This window comes from Paraburkholderia sp. RL17-368-BIF-A, assembly GCF_046054045.1.
GTDB classification, from domain to species: domain Bacteria; phylum Pseudomonadota; class Gammaproteobacteria; order Burkholderiales; family Burkholderiaceae; genus Paraburkholderia; species Paraburkholderia graminis.
Window position 1 is genome coordinate 13960 of record NZ_JARESN010000001.1, and the last position, 21476, is coordinate 35435.

Consider the following 21476-nt stretch of genomic DNA (forward strand, 5'->3'; position numbering starts at 1 on the left):
TGGCATGCGGTAGCCGGGATCAGGGCATTGTCTACTGCGGCGGGCGGACTTGTCGTCGGAAGTTTGCTCTATTGTTTGTTGCCGTATTGTTTGCCTGATTCGCGGCGCGCGTTGCAAAAGTCCTTTAATCGAAGGGCCATGCAATCGTTCTCAAGCAATGAGCAGCCCGAGCTGCCAAGGAGACGATCGTGTTGTCTGCTGCATTGGATACTTTAGGTGCATTGGCGGTGCTGCTGAGCATCGCTCTGCATATTCTCGTCTTCGGACGCAAGCGGTGAGCGCGCCACATCGCCGGCCGACCGCATCTTTCTCATTGTTCGGCTGCCTTGACGTATCTATTCGCCTTGAGCCGCTTTATCCGCGTGGCCCTGGTGCTTACATTGTCACCAGTGTCAGCGCCGCAGCGTCCTGCTGAAGCAGCGTGAATGCCGCGAACTCCGCGGCAGCACGCCGGCGCAAATCCAGTCAAAGGACGAACCAGATCATGAGTAAGCTCACAGGCAAGGTCGCAGTCGTAACGGGTGCATCGAAAGGTATCGGCGCGGCAATCGCAAAGGGATTGGCCGCGCAAGGCGCGTCGGTAGTCGTGAACTACGCGTCGAGCAAGGCCGGCGCGGACGAAGTGGTGGCCGCGATCACCGCCGCGGGCGGCAAGGCCATCGCCGTCGGCGGCGACGTATCGAAAGCCGCCGATGCGAAAGGCATTATCGACAGCGCCGTCGAAACCTACGGCCGCCTCGATATTCTCGTCAACAACTCGGGCGTGTACGAATTCGCGGCGATCGAGGACATCACCGAAGCGCACTTCCATAAGCACTTCAATGTGAACGTGCTCGGTCTGCTGCTGGTCACGCAGGCAGCGGTCAAGCATCTGGGCGAGGGCGCGAGCATCGTCAACGTGAGCTCGGTCGCGAGCCGCATCACGCCGCCGACGAGCGCAGTCTATTCGGCGACGAAGGGCGCGGTGGACAGCATCACGGGCGTGCTCGCGAAGGACCTCGCGCCGCGCAAGATTCGCGTGAACTCGGTGAATCCGGGCATGGTCGTGACGGAAGGCACGCATAGCGCGGGCATCATCGGTTCGGACCTGGAGCAGTGGGCGCTGAGCACGACGCCGCTTGGCCGCCTCGGCCAGCCGGACGACATCGCGGACGTGGTCACCTTCCTCGCATCCAACGACGCGCGCTGGATCACCGGCGAAAGCCTGATCGTCAGCGGCGGCGTGCGTTAAGAATATCCATTGAAGTAGCGGCAAAGCGGCGCCCTCGGGTGCCGTTTTTTTTGCGCGTCGCTTTTTGCCTCGCTTATTCCTCGCTCCCCGGCAAGCGGACGGCAAAGAGCGCATCGAGCAGATTCGACCCCGGCCGTCCGGCGAGCCGCGTGAGCGATTCGGTCATGCGCACCTGGCAATCTTCCAGCGGAATCATCCGGATGCGCCGCGACGGGTTGAATTCCGCGCGCGCGATCACGCCGACGCCCATGCCTTGCGCGACGGCTTCCTCGAGCGCCTCGCGGCCGTCGACATACATGACCGGCTCGACTAGCAGCGACTCGCGCACCAGTTCGATCTCCAGCAATTGCTGCGTGACCGATTGCGGCTCGCGAAAAATCATCGGCTGCTGCACGAGTTCCCCGTAACTCAGCTTGCGTTTCTTCGCGACGGGATAGCGCACCGGCACCATCGCGACCAGCGGATCGCGCCGCAATACGCGCGATTCCAGCCGGCTGTGAACCTGCGGCGCGGCGGTAATGGCGGCGTCGACGGCGCTCGACAGCACGCGCTGCATGCAGTCCGCCGCATTGGCGATGGACAGCGTCACCACGATCCCCGGATGCAGCTTGCGAAACGCGCGGATCAGCGCGACCGCGAGATCGGGCGCGTCCGCCGCGAGCGACAGCGACCCCGACTCCAGGCCGCCCGCCGATTCGAGCAACTGCCGCGCGTCGCGCTCGCAACCGAGCATCTGCCGCGTCACGCTGAAAAGGCGTAGCCCGAGCTCGGTGGTCTCGACGCCGCGCGGTCCGCGCTCGAACAGCTTCACGCCGTAATCCTGCTCGAGCCGCCGCACGTGGTCGGACACCGCCGGTTGCGAGAGCGACAACGCCTCGGCCGCCCGCGAAAAGCCGCCATGTTCCGCGACCGCATGAAACGCCCGCAATTGCGCGTATTGCACCTGAGCCTCCGTCGCAGCGAAACTCGCCGGCTATAAGTATTTACGATGAGCGCATCGATTATATCGATTTTACCGATGCATCACGTTTCGGTACTGTAGGCGCTATCTCAACCAGCCAGACCGGAGATTCGGCATGCAAAGCGCGACTGGCAATTCCCCGGCGACAGCGCAAGAAAGCGCAAGCTGCGCGCCGCCGGCCCAAGGCGAGCCTTATCTGTTGACGCCCGGCCCGCTGACCACCGCCTTCTCGACCAAGCGGGCGATGCTGCGCGACTGGGGTTCGTGGGACGGCGATTTTCGCGCGATGACGGCGCAACTGCGCCGCAGCCTGCTCGACATCGCAGGTGACGCAAGCGACGATGCCGGCGAATACGATTGCGTGCCGTTGCAAGGCAGCGGCAGCTATTGCGTCGAAGCGATGCTGGGCAGTCTGATTCCGCGCGACGGCCATGCGCTCGTGCTTGCGAACGGCGCCTACGGCAAACGCATCGCGACGACGCTGCGCTATCTCGGCCGCGCGCATACCGTGCTCGACAAGGGCGATTACTTGCCGCCGCGCGCCGCGGAAGTCGAACGCATGCTCGATGCCGAGCCGGCCATCACGCATGTCGTCGCCGTGCATTGCGAAACGAGCTCGGGCATTCTCAATCCGATCGAAGAGATTGCGGCGGTCACGGCGGCGAAAGGCCGCAAGCTGCTGATCGACTCGATGAGCGCATTCGGCGCGGTGCCGCTCGACGTGCGCGAGATCGCGTGCGAAGCGTTCGTCTCGTCGGCGAACAAGTGTATCGAGGGCGTGCCCGGCTTCGGCTTCGTGATTGCGAAGAAGAGCGCGCTGCACGACGCGCGCGGGCGCAGCCATTCGCTCGCGCTCGACGTGCACGATCAATGGGACGTGATGAACCGCACCGGCCAGTGGCGCTTCACGCCGCCAACGCACACGGTCGCCGCGTTTATCGAGGCGCTGCGGCTTCACAAGCTCGAAGGCGGGCAGCCCGCTCGCCTCGCTCGTTATGCGAACAATCGCGACGTGCTGGTCGCGGGCATGCAGGAACTCGGCTTCGAGCCGCTGCTGAATGCACGCTGGCGTTCGCCGATCATCGTGACGTTTTTCTCGCCGGCGCATCCGTCGTTCAGCTTTGAGCAGTTCTACGAACTAATGAAGCAACAGGGTTTCATCATTTATCCGGGCAAGCTGACGGTGGTGGAGAGTTTCCGCATCGGCTGCATCGGCCAGGTGGACGCGCAGGTGATGCGCCGCGTCGTGCAAGCCTGCGCGAGCGGGCTGCGGACGATGGGCGTCGATCACGCCGCGCCGCCGGCCGCCGCCATCGAAGAACGCAAGCTGCTGGCGGAGCTTGCATGAGCGATAGCAGACAACATCGAATGGAAGCGAACGAAACACGATGAAGCACGTCAAGGCGGTGATTTTCGACTGGGCCGGCACGGTGGTCGATTATGGTTCTCTTGCGCCGATGGGCGCCTTTGTCGAAACCTTCGAGCAGTTCGGCGTGCCGATCACGATCGACGAAGCGCGCGGGCCGATGGGCATGGCCAAGCGCCCGCATATCGCGGCGCTGATGGCGCTGCCGCGCGTCGCGCGCGCATGGGCCGACAGGTACGGCCACGCGCCGGGCGACGCCGACATCGACGCCGTGTACGACGTGTTCGTGCCGAAGAATATCGCGGTGGCCGCGAGCTACAGTTCGGTGATTCCGGGCGTCGCCGAAGTGACGAGCGCGCTGCGCGGCGACGACATCCGCATCGGCACGACGACGGGCTACACGCGCGAGATCATGGCCGAGATCGTGCCGGGCGCGGCGGCCCAGGGCTTCTCGCCGGACAGCATCGTGTGCACGGGCGATACGCCCGAAGGGCGGCCGTCGCCGTACATGATCTACAAGACGCTGCCGGAACTGGGCGTGTGGCGCGCGAAAGACGCGATCAAGGTCGACGATACGGAAGTCGGCATCGAGGAAGGCATTAACGGCGGCACGTGGGCGGTGGGCGTCGCCGTCAGCGGCAATGCGTTCGGTATGGCGGAGGACGACGTCAAGGCGCTCGCGCCCGACGACTTCGCGCGGCGCCGCGCGGCCGCCATCGACAGATTGCGGGCCGCGGGCGCGCATTATGTGATCGACAGCGTCGCGGATCTGATGCCGGTGGTCCGCGATATCGACGCGCGGCTCGCGCGGGGCGAGCGGCCTTGAGGGGCGTGTTGGGCGCCGGTCCCAACTTAGTCGGAAATCAGCTTCAACCCCGCGGGCAAGGACTCGCCGAACACGCGGCCTTCGTCCGCGTTATCCAGTTCGACCACCTCGCCGACCATCGCGATCCACGCGCGCGGCGCGCTCGCCGCCTCTAACCTGCGAATCACGGCGTCGCGCAACTCGTGCGGCAGATCGCGCGAGCGGTCGCCGGTCATGCGCGCGATCTGCACGGCGGCGAACGCGGCCGGGTCGATCTTCTTCCAGTCGAGCGCGAGAATCGCGTCGAGCCATCCACTCGCGACATCGGCCGGCACGACGTTATGCGCGCTGCCATAGAACGGCCGGCGCGCGCCGATCCGCCCGACGGCCCACCAGCTCTGATGATTCTCCGAAGGCTTGCGCAAACGCGCGAGCACCGACTCGCCGAGTTCGATCTTGCGCTCCACCGGAATGCGTTCCAGCGACGCGCTCAGCCGAACCATATCGGCGATGCCCGTTTTCGCGACGTCGAACGGCAGCTTGTGACGCGACTGCGCGGCCGTTTGCAGATAGGTCATTGCATCGAGCACGCGCAGTTGCGCCGTTTCGTCGAGGCCGCCCGCGGCGCGCCGCCACAGCGTCCACCATTCGGACCAGACCTGGCTTTCCTGGACGTACTGAATACCGTCGTCGAAGAGCGACCACAGTTGCTCGACGCGCCATTCGTCGAGCGGATAGCCGAACCCTGGCCGCACGCAATAGCCGGCGAGATTCAGCCAGAGCCGCTCGTGATCCGCCGAGCGGCGCCGTCTGCGCGCGCGTTCCCACAGCGCGCCGAACAGTTCGCGTAGCAGCGCGCTGTTCCAGCTCTCGCGCGGGCCGAGCAGTTGTTCGAGCTGCGCGCGCAGACGTTTGACTTCCTTTTTATCGACGTCTTGCGAGCGCGAACCGAACGAGCGGTCGATCTGCGCAATGGCTTCGTCGAGCCGCGGATGCCGCGCCGCGGCGGCATCGTCCGCGAGATCAATTTGAGCATGCTCACGACGCAACTGGAACTCAAGCAACCAACGCTCGGCGGGATTGTCGCGGTCGATGCAGTGGACTTCGAGCGTGCCGACCTCGGTCAGCGACGTGGCGATGCGCACGGCTCGCTCGCGGGCGCTGCCCGCGCCCTGCGGCGGGACGATGGTGGCGATGGGCGGCAGGCGCACGAAGTCGCCGCCCGCAAGGTCGGCCAGCTCGCCTGGCGCATACACGGTGTCCGCGCTCGACGACACCAGGTGAAAGCGCACCGGATGCCCGAGCCGCAGCGCGAACGTGCGATCGGCGATGAGGATTTCGTGGCCCTCCTCGGTGCCGCGCGGCAGGAGGCAGATGCCGCGTTGGGTGGTTTGCTCGGGCGGTGCGGGTTGCGAACGCTGCCTTTCCTCGCGCGCGTCGGCGGGTTCGTCCAGTACGAGAAAATAGCTGCGCGGCGAACCGCCGCCGATCTTCGGCGCGCCGCCCGCGCGCGCGAGGCTATAGGCAACAGCGCCGCGCGCCACGGCGACGTCCGGATTGTCGTTCTCCAGCACATGCAGCGGTTCGCCGCGCCACGCGCCCAATGTGCCGGCGAGGCGCTGCGTCAACGCCTGCGCGCGGAACACGCCGCCGTTGAGCAGCAACGTGTCGGGGACGGGGAGTGGGGCGGATTCATCTTTGTCCCACCCCAACGCCTCGCGCGACTGCGCCTCGAAGCGGCCCAGAAAAGCGGCGATATGGCGTGTGACGGCGGCATCGGTTGCATACGGCAGACCGAACTCGACGATCGCGCCGCGCGGCCGGCCCGGCCGTTCGTGTGCAGCCACCGCCGGAAAGAATCCATCGACGATCACACGCTCCACCTCGTCGCGCGTGACCTGCGCCGTGCGCGCGCCGCCGACGAGCTTCGCGCCCGCGCCGAGCAGCGTGATCGACGCCGAGTCGGGCGCTTGCGGCCCGAGCAGCAACTCCTTCGCGCCGCGGCAGCGCTCGACCAGTTGCGACAGGCTCGCCGCCGACAAACGCGCACGCTCGCCGCCGCCAGGCAGCCGCGCTTCGACGAGATGCGCGAGCGCGAGGTCCATGTTGTCGCCGCCGAGCATCAAATGATTCCCGACGCCGATACGCGTGAGCTGCGGCTCGCCGTCTTCCATGCTTACTTCGATCAGCGTCAGGTCGGTGGTGCCGCCGCCGACGTCGCAGATCAGCACGAGGCGCGTGTGCGCCAGTTCGTCGGCAAGCCGCTCGCGATGATGGAACAGCCAGTCGTAGAACGCCGCCTGCGGCTCTTCCAGCAGCCGCAACGACGGCAGCCCGGCCATGCGCGCCGCTTCGACGGTCAGCGCCCGCGCGCCTTCGTCGAACGATGCGGGGACCGTGAGCACCACGTCCTGCTGTTCGAGCGGCGCGTCGGTAAAGCGCTGATTCCACGCCGCGCGCACGTGCGCGAGATAGCTCGCGCTGGCTTCGACGGGCGAGACCTTGCGGACATCGTCGGCGGCGCCCCACGGCAGGATCGGCGCGACGCGATCGACGGCGGCATGCGAGAGCCAGCTTTTTGCGCTGGCGACGAGGCGTCCGGGAACCTGCGCGCCGAGCACGCGCGCAAGCCGGCCGATCACGACGGAAGGCGCGTCCTGATCGTCGGTGGAAGGCGCTGCGGCTCGCGCCGCGCTTTCGCCCGAGACCGAGACGCTCCCCCCATCCGCCTGCACCCCGCGCCCAGCAGCGCCGCGTCCCGAGGTCCACGGCAACTGCAAATCCCCCGCATCCAGCTCGCCCGGCGCGGCGTGATACCGCACCGAAGGCAGTAGCGGCCGCGCGGCAACCTCGCCCGGACTAACAAGCTGCTCGATCTCGAAGACGCGAATCTCCTGCGAGCCGGCCTGCGCATACGCGAGCACCGTGTTGCTCGTGCCGAGGTCGATGCCGACGCTGTACCGCTTCATCTCAGTCATGCATTCGCGTTGCCGCGCACATCGAATTCGACTTTCCAGCGCTCGTCCGTTCCGCGCGGCACGGCTTCGAGTTCAAGCGTGCCCGCTTCGGTCACGCGCGCGTGCAGCTTCACGGGCACGACCTCGCCGGACGTGCGGCCGGAGGCGGGCAGCGTCGCCTGAATCTCTTCTAGCTCCTGCAACTCGTCGGGGCCCCAGAAGTCGAGCAGCGTGCCGACCTGATCCTGACGACGCACCGACGACCCGAAGAAGCGGAAATGCACCGGCTCGCCGACGACGAGCCCAAACTCCTGCGCCGGTAACTCGGCCTCGGTGCCTTCTTCCATGCCGAACGGCGCGACGCACAGCGCCTGGATGGGCGGCTCGAGGCCAGGCACGGCGGGCATCGCCGATTCGATCGCGATGTAATACGCCCGCGCGGTGCCGCCGCGAATCCGCACGCCCTGGCCGCGCCGCACGTAGCCGTAATACGCCGCGCCGCGCGCGACGGCCAGATCGAGATCGGCGCCTTCGAGCAGGCGCGCGGGCGCTGCGCCTTCCGCGGCGAGCCAGCCGTTCAGCGTGCTCATGATCCGCTCGACGAGCAGCGTCGACTTGAACACGCCGCCGTTGAACAGCACCGCCGTCGGATGCAGGAAGCTTGCGCCTTGCGCGGACGCGTCGGCGGCCGTCTCGCGCAAGCCTTCCAGTTCCGCGAGCGCGCCGACCTGACGGCCGAGAAACGCCGCCAGATGCCGCGTAATGCCCGCGTCCTGCGCATAGGGCAAGCCGAGTTGCGTGAGGCCGGCGCGCGTGCGGCTCACCGGCCGGGCGGCGCTGTCCACCTGCGGGAAAAAGCCGTCGAGAATCGTCTGCGTCAACTCCGCGCGCGTGAGCTCCGTGCGGATCGATCCGCCGATCAGCTTCGAGCCGCGGCTCGGCACGACGAGCGGCACGGTGTCGGTGGTCGGGTCGCTTAGCAGCGTTTCCTTCGCCGAGCGGCACGCATAGGTGAGGGCGCGCAACTGCCACGCGTCGGCCTGGGTGCCTTGCGCCGCGAGCTTGCGCGCGACCACGTGCGCGAGCGCGAGGTCCATGTTGTCGCCGCCGAGCAGAATGTGTTCGCCGACCGCCACGCGATGCAGTTCGAGATTGCCCTCGCGCTCGACCACCGCGATCAGCGAGAGGTCGGTCGTGCCGCCGCCGACATCGACCACGAGAATGATGTCGCCGACCTTGACCTGCTTGCGCCACTGGCCGCCGCTCTTCTGAATCCAGCTATACAGCGCGGCCTGCGGTTCCTCGAGCAGCGTCATGCGGCCGTAGCCCGCGGCTTGCGCGGCTTCGGCGGTCAGTTCGCGCGCGGCCGGATCGAACGAGGCGGGAATCGTCACCGTGATGTCCTGCTCGTGAAACGGCGCGTCTGGATGCGCGTGGTCCCACGCTTCGCGCAAATGCGTCAGATAGCGGACCGAACTTTCGAGTGGCGACACGCGCGCGACTTCGGGCGGCGCATCGCTCGGCAGGATCGCCGCGCGCCGGTCGACGCCCGGATGGCACAGCCAGCTTTTCGCGCTCGAAACGAGCCGGATCGGCGTCGCCGCGCCGCGGCTGCGCGCGAATTCACCGACCGCGAACTGGCGCTCGCCCGTCCACGGCAGATGCAGGTCACCCGAACCGAGTTCGTCGGGATGCGGCAGATACAGGAACGAGGGCAGCAGATCGAGATCGGCAATTGCGCCGGGGCCGGTCAATTGTGCGATGGGCAGCACCGCCAGCGTGGTCTTCTCGCCGTCGCTTGCGCTGGTGTGGACGTAGGAGAGCGCGCAGTGCGTGGTGCCCAGATCGATGCCGATGGAATAACGCGCGTCGCTCATAGCTCCACCTCGGCCGGCGCGATGACCTTCGCGTTATGGCTTTCCGCGAGCTTCGGCAGACGCACGTCGTCGACGCGCCAGCCGCGGTGGCTGATGCTGCCGACAAACGGCGCGCGGCCGACCACGTTGCCCGTCAGACGGATCGCGCTCGCGTCGAAACCTTCCTGAAGCGTGACGCGGCTGCCTTCCGCCTCGTCGCGCACCGGGCGGATCGTGAAGTGCTCGCGCAGCGTCGCGCGGCAGCCTTCGTGCACGAGGCGCGCGGCGGCGCCGATGTCGGCGTCGCTGAAACGCTTGATGTCTTCCTCGACGAAATCGATGAAGCGCGCGTCGCGTTGCAAGAGGCCGAGCAGTTGCAGCGCGGCGTCGGGGCTGGCTTCCTTGAGCGTCGGCGCGGCCTTGGGGGCCTGCGAGGGCGCCTGGGTTTGCGTTTGCGCTTGAGTCTGCGCTTGCGCAGCCGCGCCGCCGTCGTGCACGCGCAGCACCGCGGCGGCGAATTCGCCATCGCCGAGAATGCGGAAAAACGCGCTGACGGCCAGCGAAATCCTGCCGAGGAAGGATGGGTTCGAATCGGTCATAAATGCTCCTGAGAGGCTCTTTTAGAGGACGAGCTGTCCTGTGTCCGGGAGTGGGCGCGGCGGGCGAAACGGCCCACGGCGCCCTGTGGCGATGTTCGTATCGCGAAAAGCCTGCGACGCAGCGAGCGGTGCGCTTCGCTTGGCGCGACCGGCGCAATCCGCGCGCGCAAAACCCGTATTTTGCCTTGTGACGCGCCGGCTGCGGGCAAACCCGCACGTTCTCGCGTGAGAAACGCAGTCAGATTGGCGGCTTGGGAGGGGGCAGCCCAACAACCTCGCAACCTCGTTTGTGACATCTACATCACGTTCAAGCGCCTCGCCTCACATGCAAACACCGCAACAACAGGATTCGCCGCCCGCAATGTGAGGATTTACCCGTACTTCGTGTGACAATCCTATCAAACGGAGTAACATAGCCCCGTCATTCGCCGGCTCGCCGTCGTGCCGCATTCCAACCCCGGACGCCTCATGCCTGATTCTTCTCCGTCGTCATCGGTCGTCGCGCTGCGCGGCGGGCCGCTCGTTCATCCGGTACGCAATCCGGGCATGCCGTTCGACGCTTCGTGGCTCGACGGTTTGCGCGTCAACCAGTCGGCGGTCGAACGGCGCTCGGCCACGCTCGTCGCGCGCCGCAGCGTCAAGAAAGACGCGCAGGCCGCCTGGCTGCTGAAAGCCGTCACCTGCATCGACCTCACCACGCTCAGCGGCGACGACACCGAAGGCCGCGTGCGGCGCCTGTGCGCGAAGGCGCGTCAGCCGGTGCGCGCCGATATTCTCGAAGCACTCGGCATGGCGCCGCAGCGCATCACCACCGGCGCCGTATGCGTCTATCACCGCTTCGTCGCCGCCGCCGTGGATGCGCTAGAAGGCAGCGGCGTGCCCGTCGCGGCGGTGTCGACCGGCTTTCCGGCCGGACTGATTCCGCATCCGCTGAAGCTGAAGGAAATCGAGGCGTCGGTCGCCGACGGCGCCGCGGAAATCGACATCGTCGTCACGCGCGAATACGTGCTGACCGGCAACTGGCAGACGCTTTACGACGAAGTGCGCGAGTTTCGCGCGGCCTGCGGCCCCGCGCATCTGAAAGCGATTCTCGCGACCGGCGACATCCGCACGCTGTCGAACGTGGCGCGCGCGTCGATGGTCTGCATGATGGCCGGCGCCGACTTCATCAAGACGTCGACGGGCAAGGAAGGCGTGAATGCGACGCTCGACGTGTCGCTCGTCATGGCGCGCATGATCCGCGAATACCACGAGCGCACCGGCGTGCTCATCGGCTTCAAGCCGGCAGGCGGCGTGTCGAGCGCGAAGTCGGTGCTGTCGTACCAGATCCTGATGAAGGAAGAACTCGGCCGCGCGTGGCTCGAACCGGAGCTGTTGCGCATCGGCGCATCGAGCCTGCTCGCCGACATCGAGCGGCAACTCGAACATCACGTGAGCGGCCGTTATTCCGCTTTCAACCGTCACCCCGTAGCCTGAAGCAGACCCAACCCATGAGCGTAGCGGAGTATTTTTCTTCGATGGAATACGGCCCCTCGTCCGAGGGCGACCAGCCCGCGCGCGCCTGGCTCGCGCAACATGACGCGCGCTTCGGGCATTTCATCAACGGCGCGTGGCACGCGCCGGCAAGCGGCGCGCATTTTGTGTCGCACGCGCCGGCGAGTGGCGAGCGCCTTGCCGAAGTCGCCCAGGGCGATGCAGCCGACGTCGACGCCGCGGTAGCCGCCGCGCGCGCCGCGCAACCCGGCTGGCTCGCGGCGGGCGGCGCGGCACGCGCGCGGCATCTGTATGCGCTCTCGCGCATGGTGCAGCGGCATAGCCGGCTCTTCGCGGTGCTCGAAGCGCTCGACAACGGCAAGCCGATTCGCGAGACGCGCGACATCGACGTGCCGCTCGTCGCGCGTCATTTTCTGCATCACGCCGGCTGGGCGCAGTTGCAGGACAGCGAGTTCGCCGATCATGCGCCGCTCGGCGTAATCGGCCAGATCGTGCCGTGGAATTTCCCGCTGCTGATGCTCGCGTGGAAAATCGCGCCGGCTATCGCAACGGGCAATTGCGTCGTGCTGAAGCCGGCCGAATACACGCCGCTCACCGCGCTCCTGTTCGCCGAGCTCGCGCATCGCGCCGGCCTGCCCGCGGGCGTGCTCAATGTCGTGACCGGCGACGGCGCGACGGGCGCGGCGCTCGTCGAGCACCCGCAAGTGGACAAGCTCGCGTTCACCGGCTCGACGGAAGTGGGCAAGCTGATCCGCTCGGTCACGGCGGGCTCGGGCAAATCGCTGACGCTTGAGTTGGGCGGCAAGTCGCCCTTCATCGTATTCGACGACGCGGATCTCGACGCTGCCGTCGAAGGCGTGGTCGACGCGATCTGGTTCAACCAGGGCCAGGTGTGTTGCGCGGGTTCGCGTCTGCTGGTGCAGGAGGGCGTCGAAGCGCGCTTCATCGCGAAGCTCAAGCGTCGCATGGAGTCGCTGCGCGTCGGAACGTCGCTCGACAAGAATGCCGACGTCGGCGCGATCGTCGATCAGGTGCAACTGGAACGGATTCGCTCGCTCGTCGAAAGCGGACGGCGCGAGGGCTGCGCGATCTGGCAGGCGAGCAATACGACGCTGCCTGCCAACGGCTGTTTTTATCCGCCGACGCTCGTCACGAACGTTGCGCCCGCATCGACTCTGGCTCAGGAGGAAATCTTCGGCCCGGTGCTCGTGTCGATGAGCTTTCGCACGCCGGAAGAAGCCGTCGCGCTCGCCAACAATTCGCGCTATGGACTCGCTGCGAGCGTGTGGAGCGAGACCATCGGCCGCGCGCTCGACGTCGCGCCGCGGCTCGCGGCGGGCGTGGTGTGGATCAACGCGACGAACCTGTTCGACGCAGCGGTCGGCTTCGGCGGCTATCGCGAGTCGGGCTTTGGACGCGAGGGCGGACGTGAGGGCATTTACGAATATCTGAAACCGCGCGCGTGGCTCAATCTTCCGAAGCGCCGGCCGCCGAGCGCGACGCAAGTGGACAGCGGCCGCGTACAGATGCCGGCTGCCGAGCAGGACACGGCGAACATCGCGAACATCGTATCGATCGACCGCACGGCGAAGCTCTTTATCGGCGGCAAGCAGGTGCGCCCGGACAGCGGCTATTCGCTGACGATTCACGCGCCGGACGGAACGCCGGTCGGCGAGGTGAGCGAAGGCAATCGCAAGGACATACGCAACGCGGTCGAAGCGGCGCGCGCCGCGCACAAGTGGTCGCAGGCGAGCACGCATAACCGCGCGCAGGTGCTGTTCTATCTCGCCGAGAATCTCGCGGTGCGCGCCGATGAATTCGCGCATCGGCTGGTGTTGCGACATGGCGTGACGGCTGACGCGGCGCGTGCAGAAGTGGAGGCGTCGGTCACGCGCCTCTTCACGTACGCGGCGTGGGCCGACAAGTTCGACGGCGCGGTGCACACGCCGCCGTTGCGCGGTGTCGCGCTTGCGATGCACGAGCCGCTCGGCGTGATCGGGATTGCGTGCCCGGACGAGGCGCCGTTGCTGGCTTTCGTTTCGCTGATCGCGCCGGCGCTCGCAATGGGTAATCGTGTGGTCGTGCTGCCGGGCGAGGCCGGTTCGCTCGCCGCGACGGATTTCTATCAGGTCGTCGAGACGTCCGACGTGCCCGGCGGCGTGGTGAACATCGTCACAGGCAAACGCGCGGCGCTGCTGCCGGCGCTCGCGAGCCACGACGACGTCGACGCGGTCTGGTGCTTCGGCAACGCGGCGGATTCGGCGCTGATCGAGCGCGCATCGGTCGGCAATCTCAAGCGCACCTTCACCGACTACGGGCACCAGTTCAACTGGTTCGACCGTGCGAGCGAGGGCAGGCCGTTTCTGCGCCAGGCCGTGCAGGTGAAGAACATCTGGATACCGTACGGAGATTGACCGCACAGCAGCACACGCACCGCAGCGCAGCGCATGCGCGTCGATCACAAAATGAAGGAGACAACGTGCCGAACATTCTGGACTTCCTGCTGTTGACGAACGCTGCGCCATCGCACGCGGCGCACGAAGGGCTGCCGTCATGAGCGCGCAGCAAGCGGGCGGACGCGTCGTCATTCTCGGCATCTACGTGACCGATCTGACGTTTCGCGCGGCGCGCATGCCTTCGATCGGCGAGACGATTGCGGGCTCCGCGTTCGCGATGGGCCCTGGCGGCAAGGGCTCGAACCAGGCCGTGGCGGCGGCGCGCGCGGGCGCGCAGGTCGTGTTCTGCACGCGCATCGGCGACGATGCGTTCGGCTCCATCGCACAGGCCACCTGGGCGCGCGAGGGCATCACGGCGCGCGCGTCGGTGGTGGCCGGCGTGGCGACGGGCGCGGCGCACATCTTCGTCGACGACACCACCGGCATGAACGCGATCATCGTCGCGGCCGGCGCGGCGGGCACGCTCGGCGCAGCCGATGTCGATGCGATAGAAGCCGAGATTGCCGGCGCGCGCGTGTTCGTCACGCAGCTCGAGCAGCCGCTCGCGGCCGCGCGGCGCGGACTCGAAGTGGCGCGCAAGCATGGCGTCATCACAGTGTTCAATCCCGCACCGGCCATGCCGCTCGACGACGACATCTTCCCGCTGTGCGACTACATCACGCCGAACGAAAGCGAGGCGGCCGCGCTCACCGGCGTGCCGATCGCGAATGTCGACGATGCGCGGCGCGCGGCCGATGTGCTGCTCGCAAAAGGCGTGGGCGCCGCGATCGTGACGCTCGGCGAAGGCGGCGCGTTGCTGCACGACGCCACGCAATCGGTGTGGCTGCCCGCGTTCCGCTGCGGTACGGTAGTGGAAACGGCGGGCGCGGGCGACGGCTTCACGGGCGGCTTCGCGGCTGCGCTTGCGCGCGGCGAAGACCCAATTGCGGCGATGCGCTTCGGCTGCGCGCTCGCGGGCATCTCGGTCACGCGCGCAGGCACCGCGCCCTCGATGCCCACGCTTGCCGAAGTGAACCAGGTGTTGAGCGAGTACAGCGAGTCGGGCCAGACCGCGCAGGTGTCGTAACTCATCCGTGCAGTAACGTGCAGTGCAGTGTCAGGAGATCATGAGCGCCATGAAGTCTTCGTTTGCTGCGGGAAAACTGTTTGCCGACCGGCAACTCAACTTCCTTCTGATCGTCAACGTGCTCGTCGTGCTGGTCGCGACGTGGCTCTCGCGCGGCCAGTTCGTCGACATCGACAATCTTCAGTCGATGGGCGGCCAGTTGCCCGAACTCGGTCTGCTCGCGCTCGGCATCATGCTGTCGATGGTGTCGGGCAACGGCGGCATCGACCTGTCCGGTGTCGGCCTCGCGAACCTGTCGGGCATGGTCGCGGCGATCGTGGTGCCGCGCTTCGTCAATGGCGACGATTCGCCGATGCTTTACACGTCGCTATTTTGCGCGATCGTGCTCATCATGGGTCTGCTCGGCGGCCTGCTCAACGGCGTCGTGATCGCGCGCCTCAGACTCACGCCGATTCTCTGCACGCTCGGCACGCAGTTGCTATTCACCGGCTTCGCGGTCGTGATCAGCAACGGCGCATCGGTGCATGTCGACTATGTGGAGCCGCTGTCGGACATCGGCAACGGCACCGTGTTGCAGGTGCCGATTGCGTTCTGCATCTTCATCGCCGCGGTGATTCTGTTGGGATGGCTGCTCAGGCGCAGTCCCTTCGGCCTGCGTCTCTATCTGATGGGCACGAATCCGAAGGCCGCGTTTTACGCGGGCATTCCGCGCGCGCGCATGCTCATCACGACCTATGCGATGTGCGGCGTGCTCGCGTCGCTTGCCGGCCTGATCAGCGCGACGCATACGTCCAGCGCGAAATGGGATTACGGCAACTCGTATCTCTTGATCGCGATCCTCATTGCGGTGATGGGCGGCGTGAATCCCGCAGGCGGTTATGGGCGCATCGTCTGCGTGTTTTTTGCGGCGACAGTGCTGCAGTTTCTGTCGAGCCTCTTTAATCTGCTCGGCGTCTCGCAGTTTTTCGGCGACTGCGCGTGGGGCTTTTTGCTGCTGCTGTCGCTGGCCTTTGCGGGCGGCGAACGCGTGCGCGCAATCTTCGGCTTCGGCGGCCGTGGCGCGCATCCGGCAACGGAACCGGCAGCGGCTCGCGCCGACGGCGGCACGCCGCCAAAGCGCTAGCACATAGCGAAGTATCGGTAAAAGCAAACGCAACGCAACGGATGAAGGCGGACAGGGTGCCCTCCCTGTTCGCGACGGCTGACACGGCCAGCACGGGCGACATCGAACGATAAAGGAGACATTGCATGAAACTGACTCGACTGGGTGCCGCGCTCGCAGCAGGCGCAGTGGCGGTGGGCGCGATCGCCGCGGCGCAGGCCGCCACCAACGAAACCATTGTCACGGTCGTCAAGGTGACGGGCATCAACTGGTTCAACCGGATGGACGACGGCGTCAAGGAATTCGCGAAGGAAAACACCGGCATCACCGCGTACCAGACGGGCCCGGGCCGCGCGGACGCGGCGCAGCAACTGAAGATCATCGAAGATCTGATCGCGAAGAAAGTCACCGCAATTGCAGTCGTGCCCTACGATCCGCCGACACTCGAACCGGCGCTGAAGAAGGCGATGGATCGCGGCATCAAGGTCGTCACGCATGAAGCGGACAACGCAAAGAACACGATGGTCGACATCGAGGCGTTCGACAACACGGCCTACGGTGCGGGTCTGAACGAACGGCTCGCGTCGTGCATGCACAACGAAGGCAAGTGGGCGGTGCTGGTCGGCTCGCTCGGCAGCCGTTCGCAGGTGCAATGGGCCGACGGCGGCATTGGGAACGCCAAGGCCAAGTACGCGAAAATGAATCTCGTCGAGCCGAAGCTCGAAACCAATAATGACGGCGAGCGCGCGTACGAAGTCGCCAAAGAAGTGCTGCGCAAGCATCCGGATCTGAAGGGCTTCCAGGGCTCGTCGTCGCTGGATGTGATCGGCATCGGCCGCGCCGTCGAGGAAGCCGGCATGCAGGGCAAGATCTGCGTATACGGCACGGGTCTGCCGACCGAGGCGGGCAAGTTCCTCGAGAGCGGCGCGATCAACGGCATCGCGTTCTGGGACCCGAAACTCGCGGGCATCGCGATGAACAAGGTCGCGAAGATGCTGGTGGACGGCAAGACCGTGGAGAACGGCGCGGACCTCGGCATTCCGGGCTACACGAAGGTGACGGTCGCGAAAGGGCCGGGCAAGGGCATCATCGTGCGCGGCCAGGGCTGGGTGAACGTCGACAAGTCGAACTACAAGCAGTATCCGTTCTGATTCCGTTGTTCACTTCGGGGCGCGTCCGGTGGGCGCGCCCCGGCATCGCGACCGCTCATCATGAATCAACAAGACGTCTCTTCCGCCCAGTCTTCGCAACCCTTTCTGCAAGTGGTCGGCGTGCATAAACGCTTTACCGGCGTACATGCGTTGCGCGGCGTGAGCCTCGCGTTCGAACGCGGGCAGATCTATCACCTGCTCGGCGAAAACGGCTGCGGCAAGAGCACGCTGATCAAGATCATTTCCGGCGCGCAGCCGCCGGACGAAGGCCAACTCGTGATCGAGGGCGTGCCGCACGCGCGGCTCTCCGCGCTCGAGGCGCTCGCGGCCGGCATCGAAACCGTGTATCAGGATTTGTCGCTGCTGCCGAACATGAGCGTCGCCGAAAACGTTGCGCTCACATCGGAACTCGCGACGCATGCCGGACGGCTCGCGCGCACTTTCGATCGCCGCGTGCTCGCCGCCACGGCCGCGCGCGCGCTCGAAGCGGTGGGCCTGCCCGGCAACGCGGATTTCCAGGCGACGCTCGTCGAGCAACTGCCGCTCGCCACGCGGCAGCTTGTCGCGATTGCGCGAGCGATTGCGAGCGAGGCGAAGTTCGTCATCATGGACGAGCCCACCACGTCGCTCACGCAAAAGGAAGTCGACAATCTGATCGCGGTGCTCGCGAATCTGCGCGCGCAAGGCGTGACGGTGCTGTTCGTGAGCCACAAGCTCGACGAGTGCTATGCGATCGGCGGCGAAGTGATCGTGCTGCGCGACGGACAAAAGATGGCGCAAGGACCGATCGCGCAGTTCACCAAGGCGCAGATCAGCGAACTGATGACGGGCCGCCATCTGTCGAACGAGCGGTATCGCGAAAGCGCGCACGCGGACGACGTCGTGCTCGACGTGCGCGGCTTCACGCGCGCCGGTCAGTTCAGCGACGTCACGTTCAGGCTGCACGGCGGCGAGATTCTCGGCGTCACCGGACTGCTCGATTCGGGGCGCAACGAACTCGCGCGCGCGTTGGCGGGCGTCGCGCCGGCGCAAGCGGGCGAGGCGCGGCTCGACGGCAAGCCGATTGCGCTGCGCACGCCGTCGGATGCAAAACGCCACCGCATTGGCTATGTGCCGGAAGACCGGCTGAACGAAGGGCTCTTTCTCGACAAGCCGATTCGCGACAATGTGATCACCGCGATGATTTCGAGCCTGCGCGACCGCTTCGGCCAGATCGACCGCGCGCGTGCGCAGGCGCTTGCCGAGCAGACGGTGAAGGATTTGCAGATCGCGACGCCCGGCGTCGACAAGCCCGTGCAATCGCTTTCCGGCGGCAACCAGCAGCGCGTGCTGATCGGCCGCTGGCTCGCCATCGACCCGCGCGTGCTGATTCTGCACGGCCCCACGGTGGGCGTCGACGTGGGCTCGAAGGACATCATCTACCGGATCATGCAGCGGCTCTCGCAGCGCGGCATCGGCATCATTCTGATCAGCGACGACCTGCCCGAGCTTCTACAGAACTGCGACCGCATTCTGATGATGAAGAAGGGACGCGTGGCCGCCGAATATCAGGCCGACGCATTGAGCGAGGCCGATCTGTATCACGCGCTGCTTTCCGAAGCGGCCTAGAGGACGTCAACCGCCATGAACTCGCGCATCCAGCCGCGCATTGATTTGCCCACCGAATCGCCCATGAAGCAGACCATGACCACTCCGAACGTCGTCGAAGTCGCGCCGAGCGTCGAACCGGGAGGCTTGCGCATGCGGCTCGCGCGCAACCCCGAGTGGTTCACGGTCGCGCTGATCGTGGTCACGTGCCTGATCGTCGGCGCCATCAACCCGCGCTTCTTTCAGTTGGCGACGCTGTTCGATCTGCTGCATTCGGCGACGACCATGTCGCTGTTCGCGCTCGGCACGCTCGTCGTGCTCGCGTCGGGCGGCATCGACGTGTCGTTCACCGCGATTGCCGCGCTGACCATGTACGGCATCACCAAGGCCGTATTCGCGTTCTGGCCGGACGCGCCGTTCGCGCTGATTCTCGTAGCGGGTGCAGTGGGCGGCGTCATGCTCGGCGTCGTCAACGGCTTGCTGGTGCATCGGCTGAAAGCGCCTTCGCTGATCGTCACGATCGGCACGCAATACCTGTATCGCGGCTTGCTGCTGACGTTCATCGGCACGACGTTCTTCATGAACATTCCGCACAGCATGGATCGCTTCGGCCGCATTCCGCTGTTTTTCTATCACACCGCGGACGGCTTGCGCGCGGTGCTGCCGGTCTCGGTGCTGGCGCTCGTCGCCGCCGCGTTCGTCACCTGGTGGCTGCTCAATCGAACGATGATGGGCCGCGGCGTCTACGCGATGGGCGGCTCGCTTGCGATTGCCGAGCGGCTCGGCTACAACCTGCGCGCGATCCATCTGTTCGTGTTCGGCTATACGGGCATGCTTGCCGGCATCGCGGGCATTCTGCATGTGTCGAACAACCGCCTCGCGAATCCGTTCGATCTGGTCGGCTCGGAACTCGACGTGATTGCCGCGGTGATTCTCGGCGGCGCGCGCATTACGGGCGGCACGGGCACGGTGGTGGGAACGCTGCTCGGCGTGGTGCTGGTTACGCTGATCAAGAGCGTGCTGATTCTGGTCGGCGTGCCGACTACGTGGCAGAAGGTGATTATCGGCGCGTTCATTCTGCTCGCCGGCACGCTGTTCGCGCTGCAACGCAAGCGCTGAAAACGCGCCGCGCGGGGTTGCGTTCGTGTGAGCGGAAGGCGCGTCGCGATGCGCGCCTGCCGCTTCACGCTAAACATATTACGTGCGCTTGCGCGGCGCCTGGCCTTCTTCGGTGATGATCGAATCGAAGTCTTCGATCTGTGAAAAGCGCACGGCTTTCACGACGCCGAACTTGCTTCGGTCCACGACCAGATGCCGCTCGACGGCGCTCGCCATCGCCGCCTGCTTCACTGCGACTTCGTGGAAATTCCAGCAGGTCACGCCGCGCGCGGTGTCCACGCCGCCCGCCGAGATAAACGCCTTGTTGATGCCCATGCGGCGCAGCATCTCGAGACTTTCCTCGCCCGCGAACGAATCCGACGAAGGCACATAGACGCCGCCGAGCAGAATCATGCGCACGTTCGGCTTGCGCCGCAAAATCTCGGCGACGTTCAGCGAATAGCAGACCACGGTCACATGGCGCTCCGGCGGAACGAGGCGCGCGAGTGCAGCGAGCGTCGTGCCGCAATCGATGAAAAGCGTTTCGTTGTCGCCGATCAATCCCGCCGCGATCGACGACGCGTCGGCCTTGGCCTGCGCGAAGTGATCCTTTTCCTGCTCCAGCGAATAGCCGGCGTTATTCGGCACATCGGTCGCGCTGACGATATAGCCGCCGAGATACGTGAAGCGATCCGAATTCGCGGCAATGTCGCGGCGCACCGTCATTTCCGATACGCCGAGCAGCGCCGCGGCATCGCGCAGGCGCATCACGCTTTGCCGTGTCAGCGCGTCGGCCAGAGCGCGAAGGCGATCGGGTTTGAGCATGGAGGTCCTGGCGCGTGGAGAGAATGTGAATGTCGTTAGATTTGATTCATGCTTGCTGAAACGATTATAACGACAGGCTCATCGTGAGGCGAGCGGAAAGCCAACGCAGTCGCGCAAAAGCGCTTGCTTCGAGACTTCACATGCAGCGTGCGCACAGCGCGCATGGGAACGCGCTTTGCTCACCTCACCGGCGCAGCGGCCCGCATCGCGTGCGCTGTTTTCGACTGACGACAAACGTTTGGAGATTGCCATGGACGGCCTGCCGGGCGAACCCACCGTAGAGGACCGAATCCGCAAGCGCGCGTATGAGCTATGGCAGAGCGACGGCTCGCCGGAAGGAAGCGCCGACGATTACTGGACACGCGCTCAGGCGCAGATCGAAGCCGAAGGCGATACGGGCAACGCCGAGCCGCCGGTTGCCGTCGACCAGTCGAGCAAGGGGCGACGCGCGGACGAAGCCGTCGGCGAAGACAGCGCACCGCGAGCCGATAACGGTTCGTGAGGGCACCTGGCAACACAACTGAGCGACACAACCACGACACGCGGGAGAACATCATGGATTTCGAATACGGAGGGTGCATCGTTCATCTGACGGCAGGCGTCGACGGCGGCGCGATCGTTGCACATGCGAGGATCGAGGTCACGCCAGGCAGCGTGAGTTCGGGCGACGATACGCATGACATGGAGTTTCACCGCGATTTCGTCGATGAACACGAGGCGCTCGAATTCGCACGTGAACGCGCGACGGCATGGATCGACGAGCACGTCGAACGGGCAAACGGAGCGGAGCCCGCGGCGTCCGCCGATGGTTATAGCGGCCCGATCAGCTAGCGGCGCATGCAGTCCGCTCAGGTTCAGAATGATCATTGCGACTGACCATTGCCGCGCGTACCGCTTAATTTCATCGCCGGCCTGTACATTT

Annotated in this window: 17 protein-coding genes; 12 read left to right on the forward strand and 5 right to left on the reverse strand. The window is 65.9% G+C overall.

The window, feature by feature from the left end; genetic code table 11:
* Positions 1-484 precede the first annotated feature (484 nt).
* A complete protein-coding gene (locus tag P0D87_RS00080; protein WP_006052815.1) occupies positions 485-1231 on the forward strand; it encodes a glucose 1-dehydrogenase in 747 nt (248 codons plus the stop codon).
* 73 nt (positions 1232-1304) lie between these two features.
* Here the strand turns inward: P0D87_RS00080 and P0D87_RS00085 are convergent, their stop codons facing one another.
* On the reverse strand, positions 1305-2174 hold the full coding sequence (locus tag P0D87_RS00085; RefSeq protein ID WP_029968530.1) for a LysR substrate-binding domain-containing protein: 870 nt from the start codon (positions 2172-2174) through the stop codon (positions 1305-1307).
* A gap of 133 nt (positions 2175-2307) precedes the next feature.
* On the opposite strand from P0D87_RS00085, the gene P0D87_RS00090 reads away from it, so the two are divergent.
* Together P0D87_RS00090 and phnX are read left to right on the forward strand one after the other, a co-directional pair.
* The gene (locus P0D87_RS00090; RefSeq protein ID WP_053858139.1) at positions 2308-3540 is read left to right on the forward strand and encodes a 2-aminoethylphosphonate--pyruvate transaminase; all 1233 of its coding nucleotides are present in this window, start codon (positions 2308-2310) and stop codon (positions 3538-3540) included.
* A 40-nt stretch (positions 3541-3580) separates the two neighbouring features.
* The gene (gene phnX / locus P0D87_RS00095; protein ID WP_006052812.1) at positions 3581-4384 is read left to right on the forward strand and encodes a phosphonoacetaldehyde hydrolase; all 804 of its coding nucleotides are present in this window, start codon (positions 3581-3583) and stop codon (positions 4382-4384) included.
* 26 nt (positions 4385-4410) lie between these two features.
* Here phnX and P0D87_RS00100 read toward each other — a convergent pair whose 3' ends face one another.
* From P0D87_RS00100 to P0D87_RS00110, 3 genes are read right to left on the reverse strand one after another with little or no spacing between them, the layout of a single operon-like run.
* Positions 4411-7341: an Hsp70 family protein gene (locus P0D87_RS00100; RefSeq protein WP_082366979.1), complete on the reverse strand. Its 2931-nt coding sequence runs from the start codon at positions 7339-7341 to the stop codon at positions 4411-4413.
* The gene (locus P0D87_RS00105) at positions 7338-9197 is read right to left on the reverse strand and encodes an Hsp70 family protein (protein ID WP_053858138.1); all 1860 of its coding nucleotides are present in this window, start codon (positions 9195-9197) and stop codon (positions 7338-7340) included. Before P0D87_RS00105 ends, P0D87_RS00100 begins: the two co-directional genes overlap by 4 nt.
* Complete coding sequence (locus P0D87_RS00110; protein WP_053858137.1) at positions 9194-9775, reverse strand: DUF2760 domain-containing protein; 582 nt, start codon at positions 9773-9775, stop codon at positions 9194-9196. The genes P0D87_RS00105 and P0D87_RS00110 overlap by 4 nt, the downstream gene beginning before the upstream one ends.
* A gap of 468 nt (positions 9776-10243) precedes the next feature.
* On the opposite strand from P0D87_RS00110, the gene deoC reads away from it, so the two are divergent.
* The 7 genes from deoC (at position 10244) to P0D87_RS00145 (ending at position 19750) form a co-directional block, all read left to right on the forward strand.
* A complete protein-coding gene (gene deoC / locus P0D87_RS00115; protein ID WP_053858136.1) occupies positions 10244-11251 on the forward strand; it encodes a deoxyribose-phosphate aldolase in 1008 nt (335 codons plus the stop codon).
* A gap of 14 nt (positions 11252-11265) precedes the next feature.
* Entirely contained in the window at positions 11266-13683 is a 2418-nt protein-coding gene (locus P0D87_RS00120; protein WP_053858135.1) for an aldehyde dehydrogenase family protein, read from the forward strand.
* A gap of 139 nt (positions 13684-13822) precedes the next feature.
* The gene (locus tag P0D87_RS00125; RefSeq protein WP_053858134.1) at positions 13823-14791 is read left to right on the forward strand and encodes a ribokinase; all 969 of its coding nucleotides are present in this window, start codon (positions 13823-13825) and stop codon (positions 14789-14791) included.
* Positions 14792-14840: 49 nt separating this feature from the next.
* The gene (locus tag P0D87_RS00130; protein ID WP_053859028.1) at positions 14841-15914 is read left to right on the forward strand and encodes an ABC transporter permease; all 1074 of its coding nucleotides are present in this window, start codon (positions 14841-14843) and stop codon (positions 15912-15914) included.
* Positions 15915-16039: 125 nt separating this feature from the next.
* Positions 16040-17044 carry an autoinducer 2 ABC transporter substrate-binding protein gene (locus P0D87_RS00135; RefSeq protein ID WP_006052803.1) on the forward strand — a complete coding sequence of 335 codons (1005 nt, stop codon included), beginning with the start codon at positions 16040-16042 and terminating at the stop codon, positions 17042-17044.
* A 60-nt stretch (positions 17045-17104) separates the two neighbouring features.
* Positions 17105-18652 (forward strand): sugar ABC transporter ATP-binding protein, encoded by a 1548-nt coding sequence (locus P0D87_RS00140; RefSeq protein ID WP_053858133.1) that lies wholly within the window; start codon positions 17105-17107, stop codon positions 18650-18652.
* Positions 18653-18667: 15 nt separating this feature from the next.
* On the forward strand, positions 18668-19750 hold the full coding sequence (locus P0D87_RS00145) for an ABC transporter permease (RefSeq protein WP_053858132.1): 1083 nt from the start codon (positions 18668-18670) through the stop codon (positions 19748-19750).
* Positions 19751-19828: 78 nt separating this feature from the next.
* Here the strand turns inward: P0D87_RS00145 and P0D87_RS00150 are convergent, their stop codons facing one another.
* Positions 19829-20554 carry a DeoR/GlpR family DNA-binding transcription regulator gene (locus tag P0D87_RS00150; protein WP_053858131.1) on the reverse strand — a complete coding sequence of 242 codons (726 nt, stop codon included), beginning with the start codon at positions 20552-20554 and terminating at the stop codon, positions 19829-19831.
* A 250-nt stretch (positions 20555-20804) separates the two neighbouring features.
* On the opposite strand from P0D87_RS00150, the gene P0D87_RS00155 reads away from it, so the two are divergent.
* A complete protein-coding gene (locus P0D87_RS00155) occupies positions 20805-21056 on the forward strand; it encodes a DUF2934 domain-containing protein (protein ID WP_053858130.1) in 252 nt (83 codons plus the stop codon).
* A gap of 53 nt (positions 21057-21109) precedes the next feature.
* The gene (locus P0D87_RS00160) at positions 21110-21385 is read left to right on the forward strand and encodes a hypothetical protein (protein WP_006052798.1); all 276 of its coding nucleotides are present in this window, start codon (positions 21110-21112) and stop codon (positions 21383-21385) included.
* The last annotated feature ends 91 nt before the right edge of the window (positions 21386-21476 follow it).

Excerpts from the sequence above, each read along its gene's own strand:
- P0D87_RS00080 (WP_006052815.1), top strand. The coding sequence starts at position 485 with ATGAGTAAGCTCACAGGCAAGGTCGCAGTCGTAACGGGTGCATCGAAA.
- P0D87_RS00090 (WP_053858139.1), top strand. The coding sequence starts at position 2,308 with ATGCAAAGCGCGACTGGCAATTCCCCGGCGACAGCGCAAGAAAGCGCA.
- phnX (WP_006052812.1), top strand. The coding sequence starts at position 3,581 with ATGAAGCACGTCAAGGCGGTGATTTTCGACTGGGCCGGCACGGTGGTC.
- P0D87_RS00100 (WP_082366979.1), bottom strand. The coding sequence starts at position 7,341 with ATGACTGAGATGAAGCGGTACAGCGTCGGCATCGACCTCGGCACGAGC.
- P0D87_RS00105 (WP_053858138.1), bottom strand. The coding sequence starts at position 9,197 with ATGAGCGACGCGCGTTATTCCATCGGCATCGATCTGGGCACCACGCAC.
- P0D87_RS00110 (WP_053858137.1), bottom strand. The coding sequence starts at position 9,775 with ATGACCGATTCGAACCCATCCTTCCTCGGCAGGATTTCGCTGGCCGTC.
- deoC (WP_053858136.1), top strand. The coding sequence starts at position 10,244 with ATGCCTGATTCTTCTCCGTCGTCATCGGTCGTCGCGCTGCGCGGCGGG.
- P0D87_RS00120 (WP_053858135.1), top strand. The coding sequence starts at position 11,266 with ATGAGCGTAGCGGAGTATTTTTCTTCGATGGAATACGGCCCCTCGTCC.
- P0D87_RS00125 (WP_053858134.1), top strand. The coding sequence starts at position 13,823 with ATGAGCGCGCAGCAAGCGGGCGGACGCGTCGTCATTCTCGGCATCTAC.
- P0D87_RS00130 (WP_053859028.1), top strand. The coding sequence starts at position 14,841 with ATGAAGTCTTCGTTTGCTGCGGGAAAACTGTTTGCCGACCGGCAACTC.
- P0D87_RS00135 (WP_006052803.1), top strand. The coding sequence starts at position 16,040 with ATGAAACTGACTCGACTGGGTGCCGCGCTCGCAGCAGGCGCAGTGGCG.
- P0D87_RS00140 (WP_053858133.1), top strand. The coding sequence starts at position 17,105 with ATGAATCAACAAGACGTCTCTTCCGCCCAGTCTTCGCAACCCTTTCTG.
- P0D87_RS00145 (WP_053858132.1), top strand. The coding sequence starts at position 18,668 with ATGAACTCGCGCATCCAGCCGCGCATTGATTTGCCCACCGAATCGCCC.
- P0D87_RS00150 (WP_053858131.1), bottom strand. The coding sequence starts at position 20,554 with ATGCTCAAACCCGATCGCCTTCGCGCTCTGGCCGACGCGCTGACACGG.
- P0D87_RS00155 (WP_053858130.1), top strand. The coding sequence starts at position 20,805 with ATGGACGGCCTGCCGGGCGAACCCACCGTAGAGGACCGAATCCGCAAG.
- P0D87_RS00160 (WP_006052798.1), top strand. The coding sequence starts at position 21,110 with ATGGATTTCGAATACGGAGGGTGCATCGTTCATCTGACGGCAGGCGTC.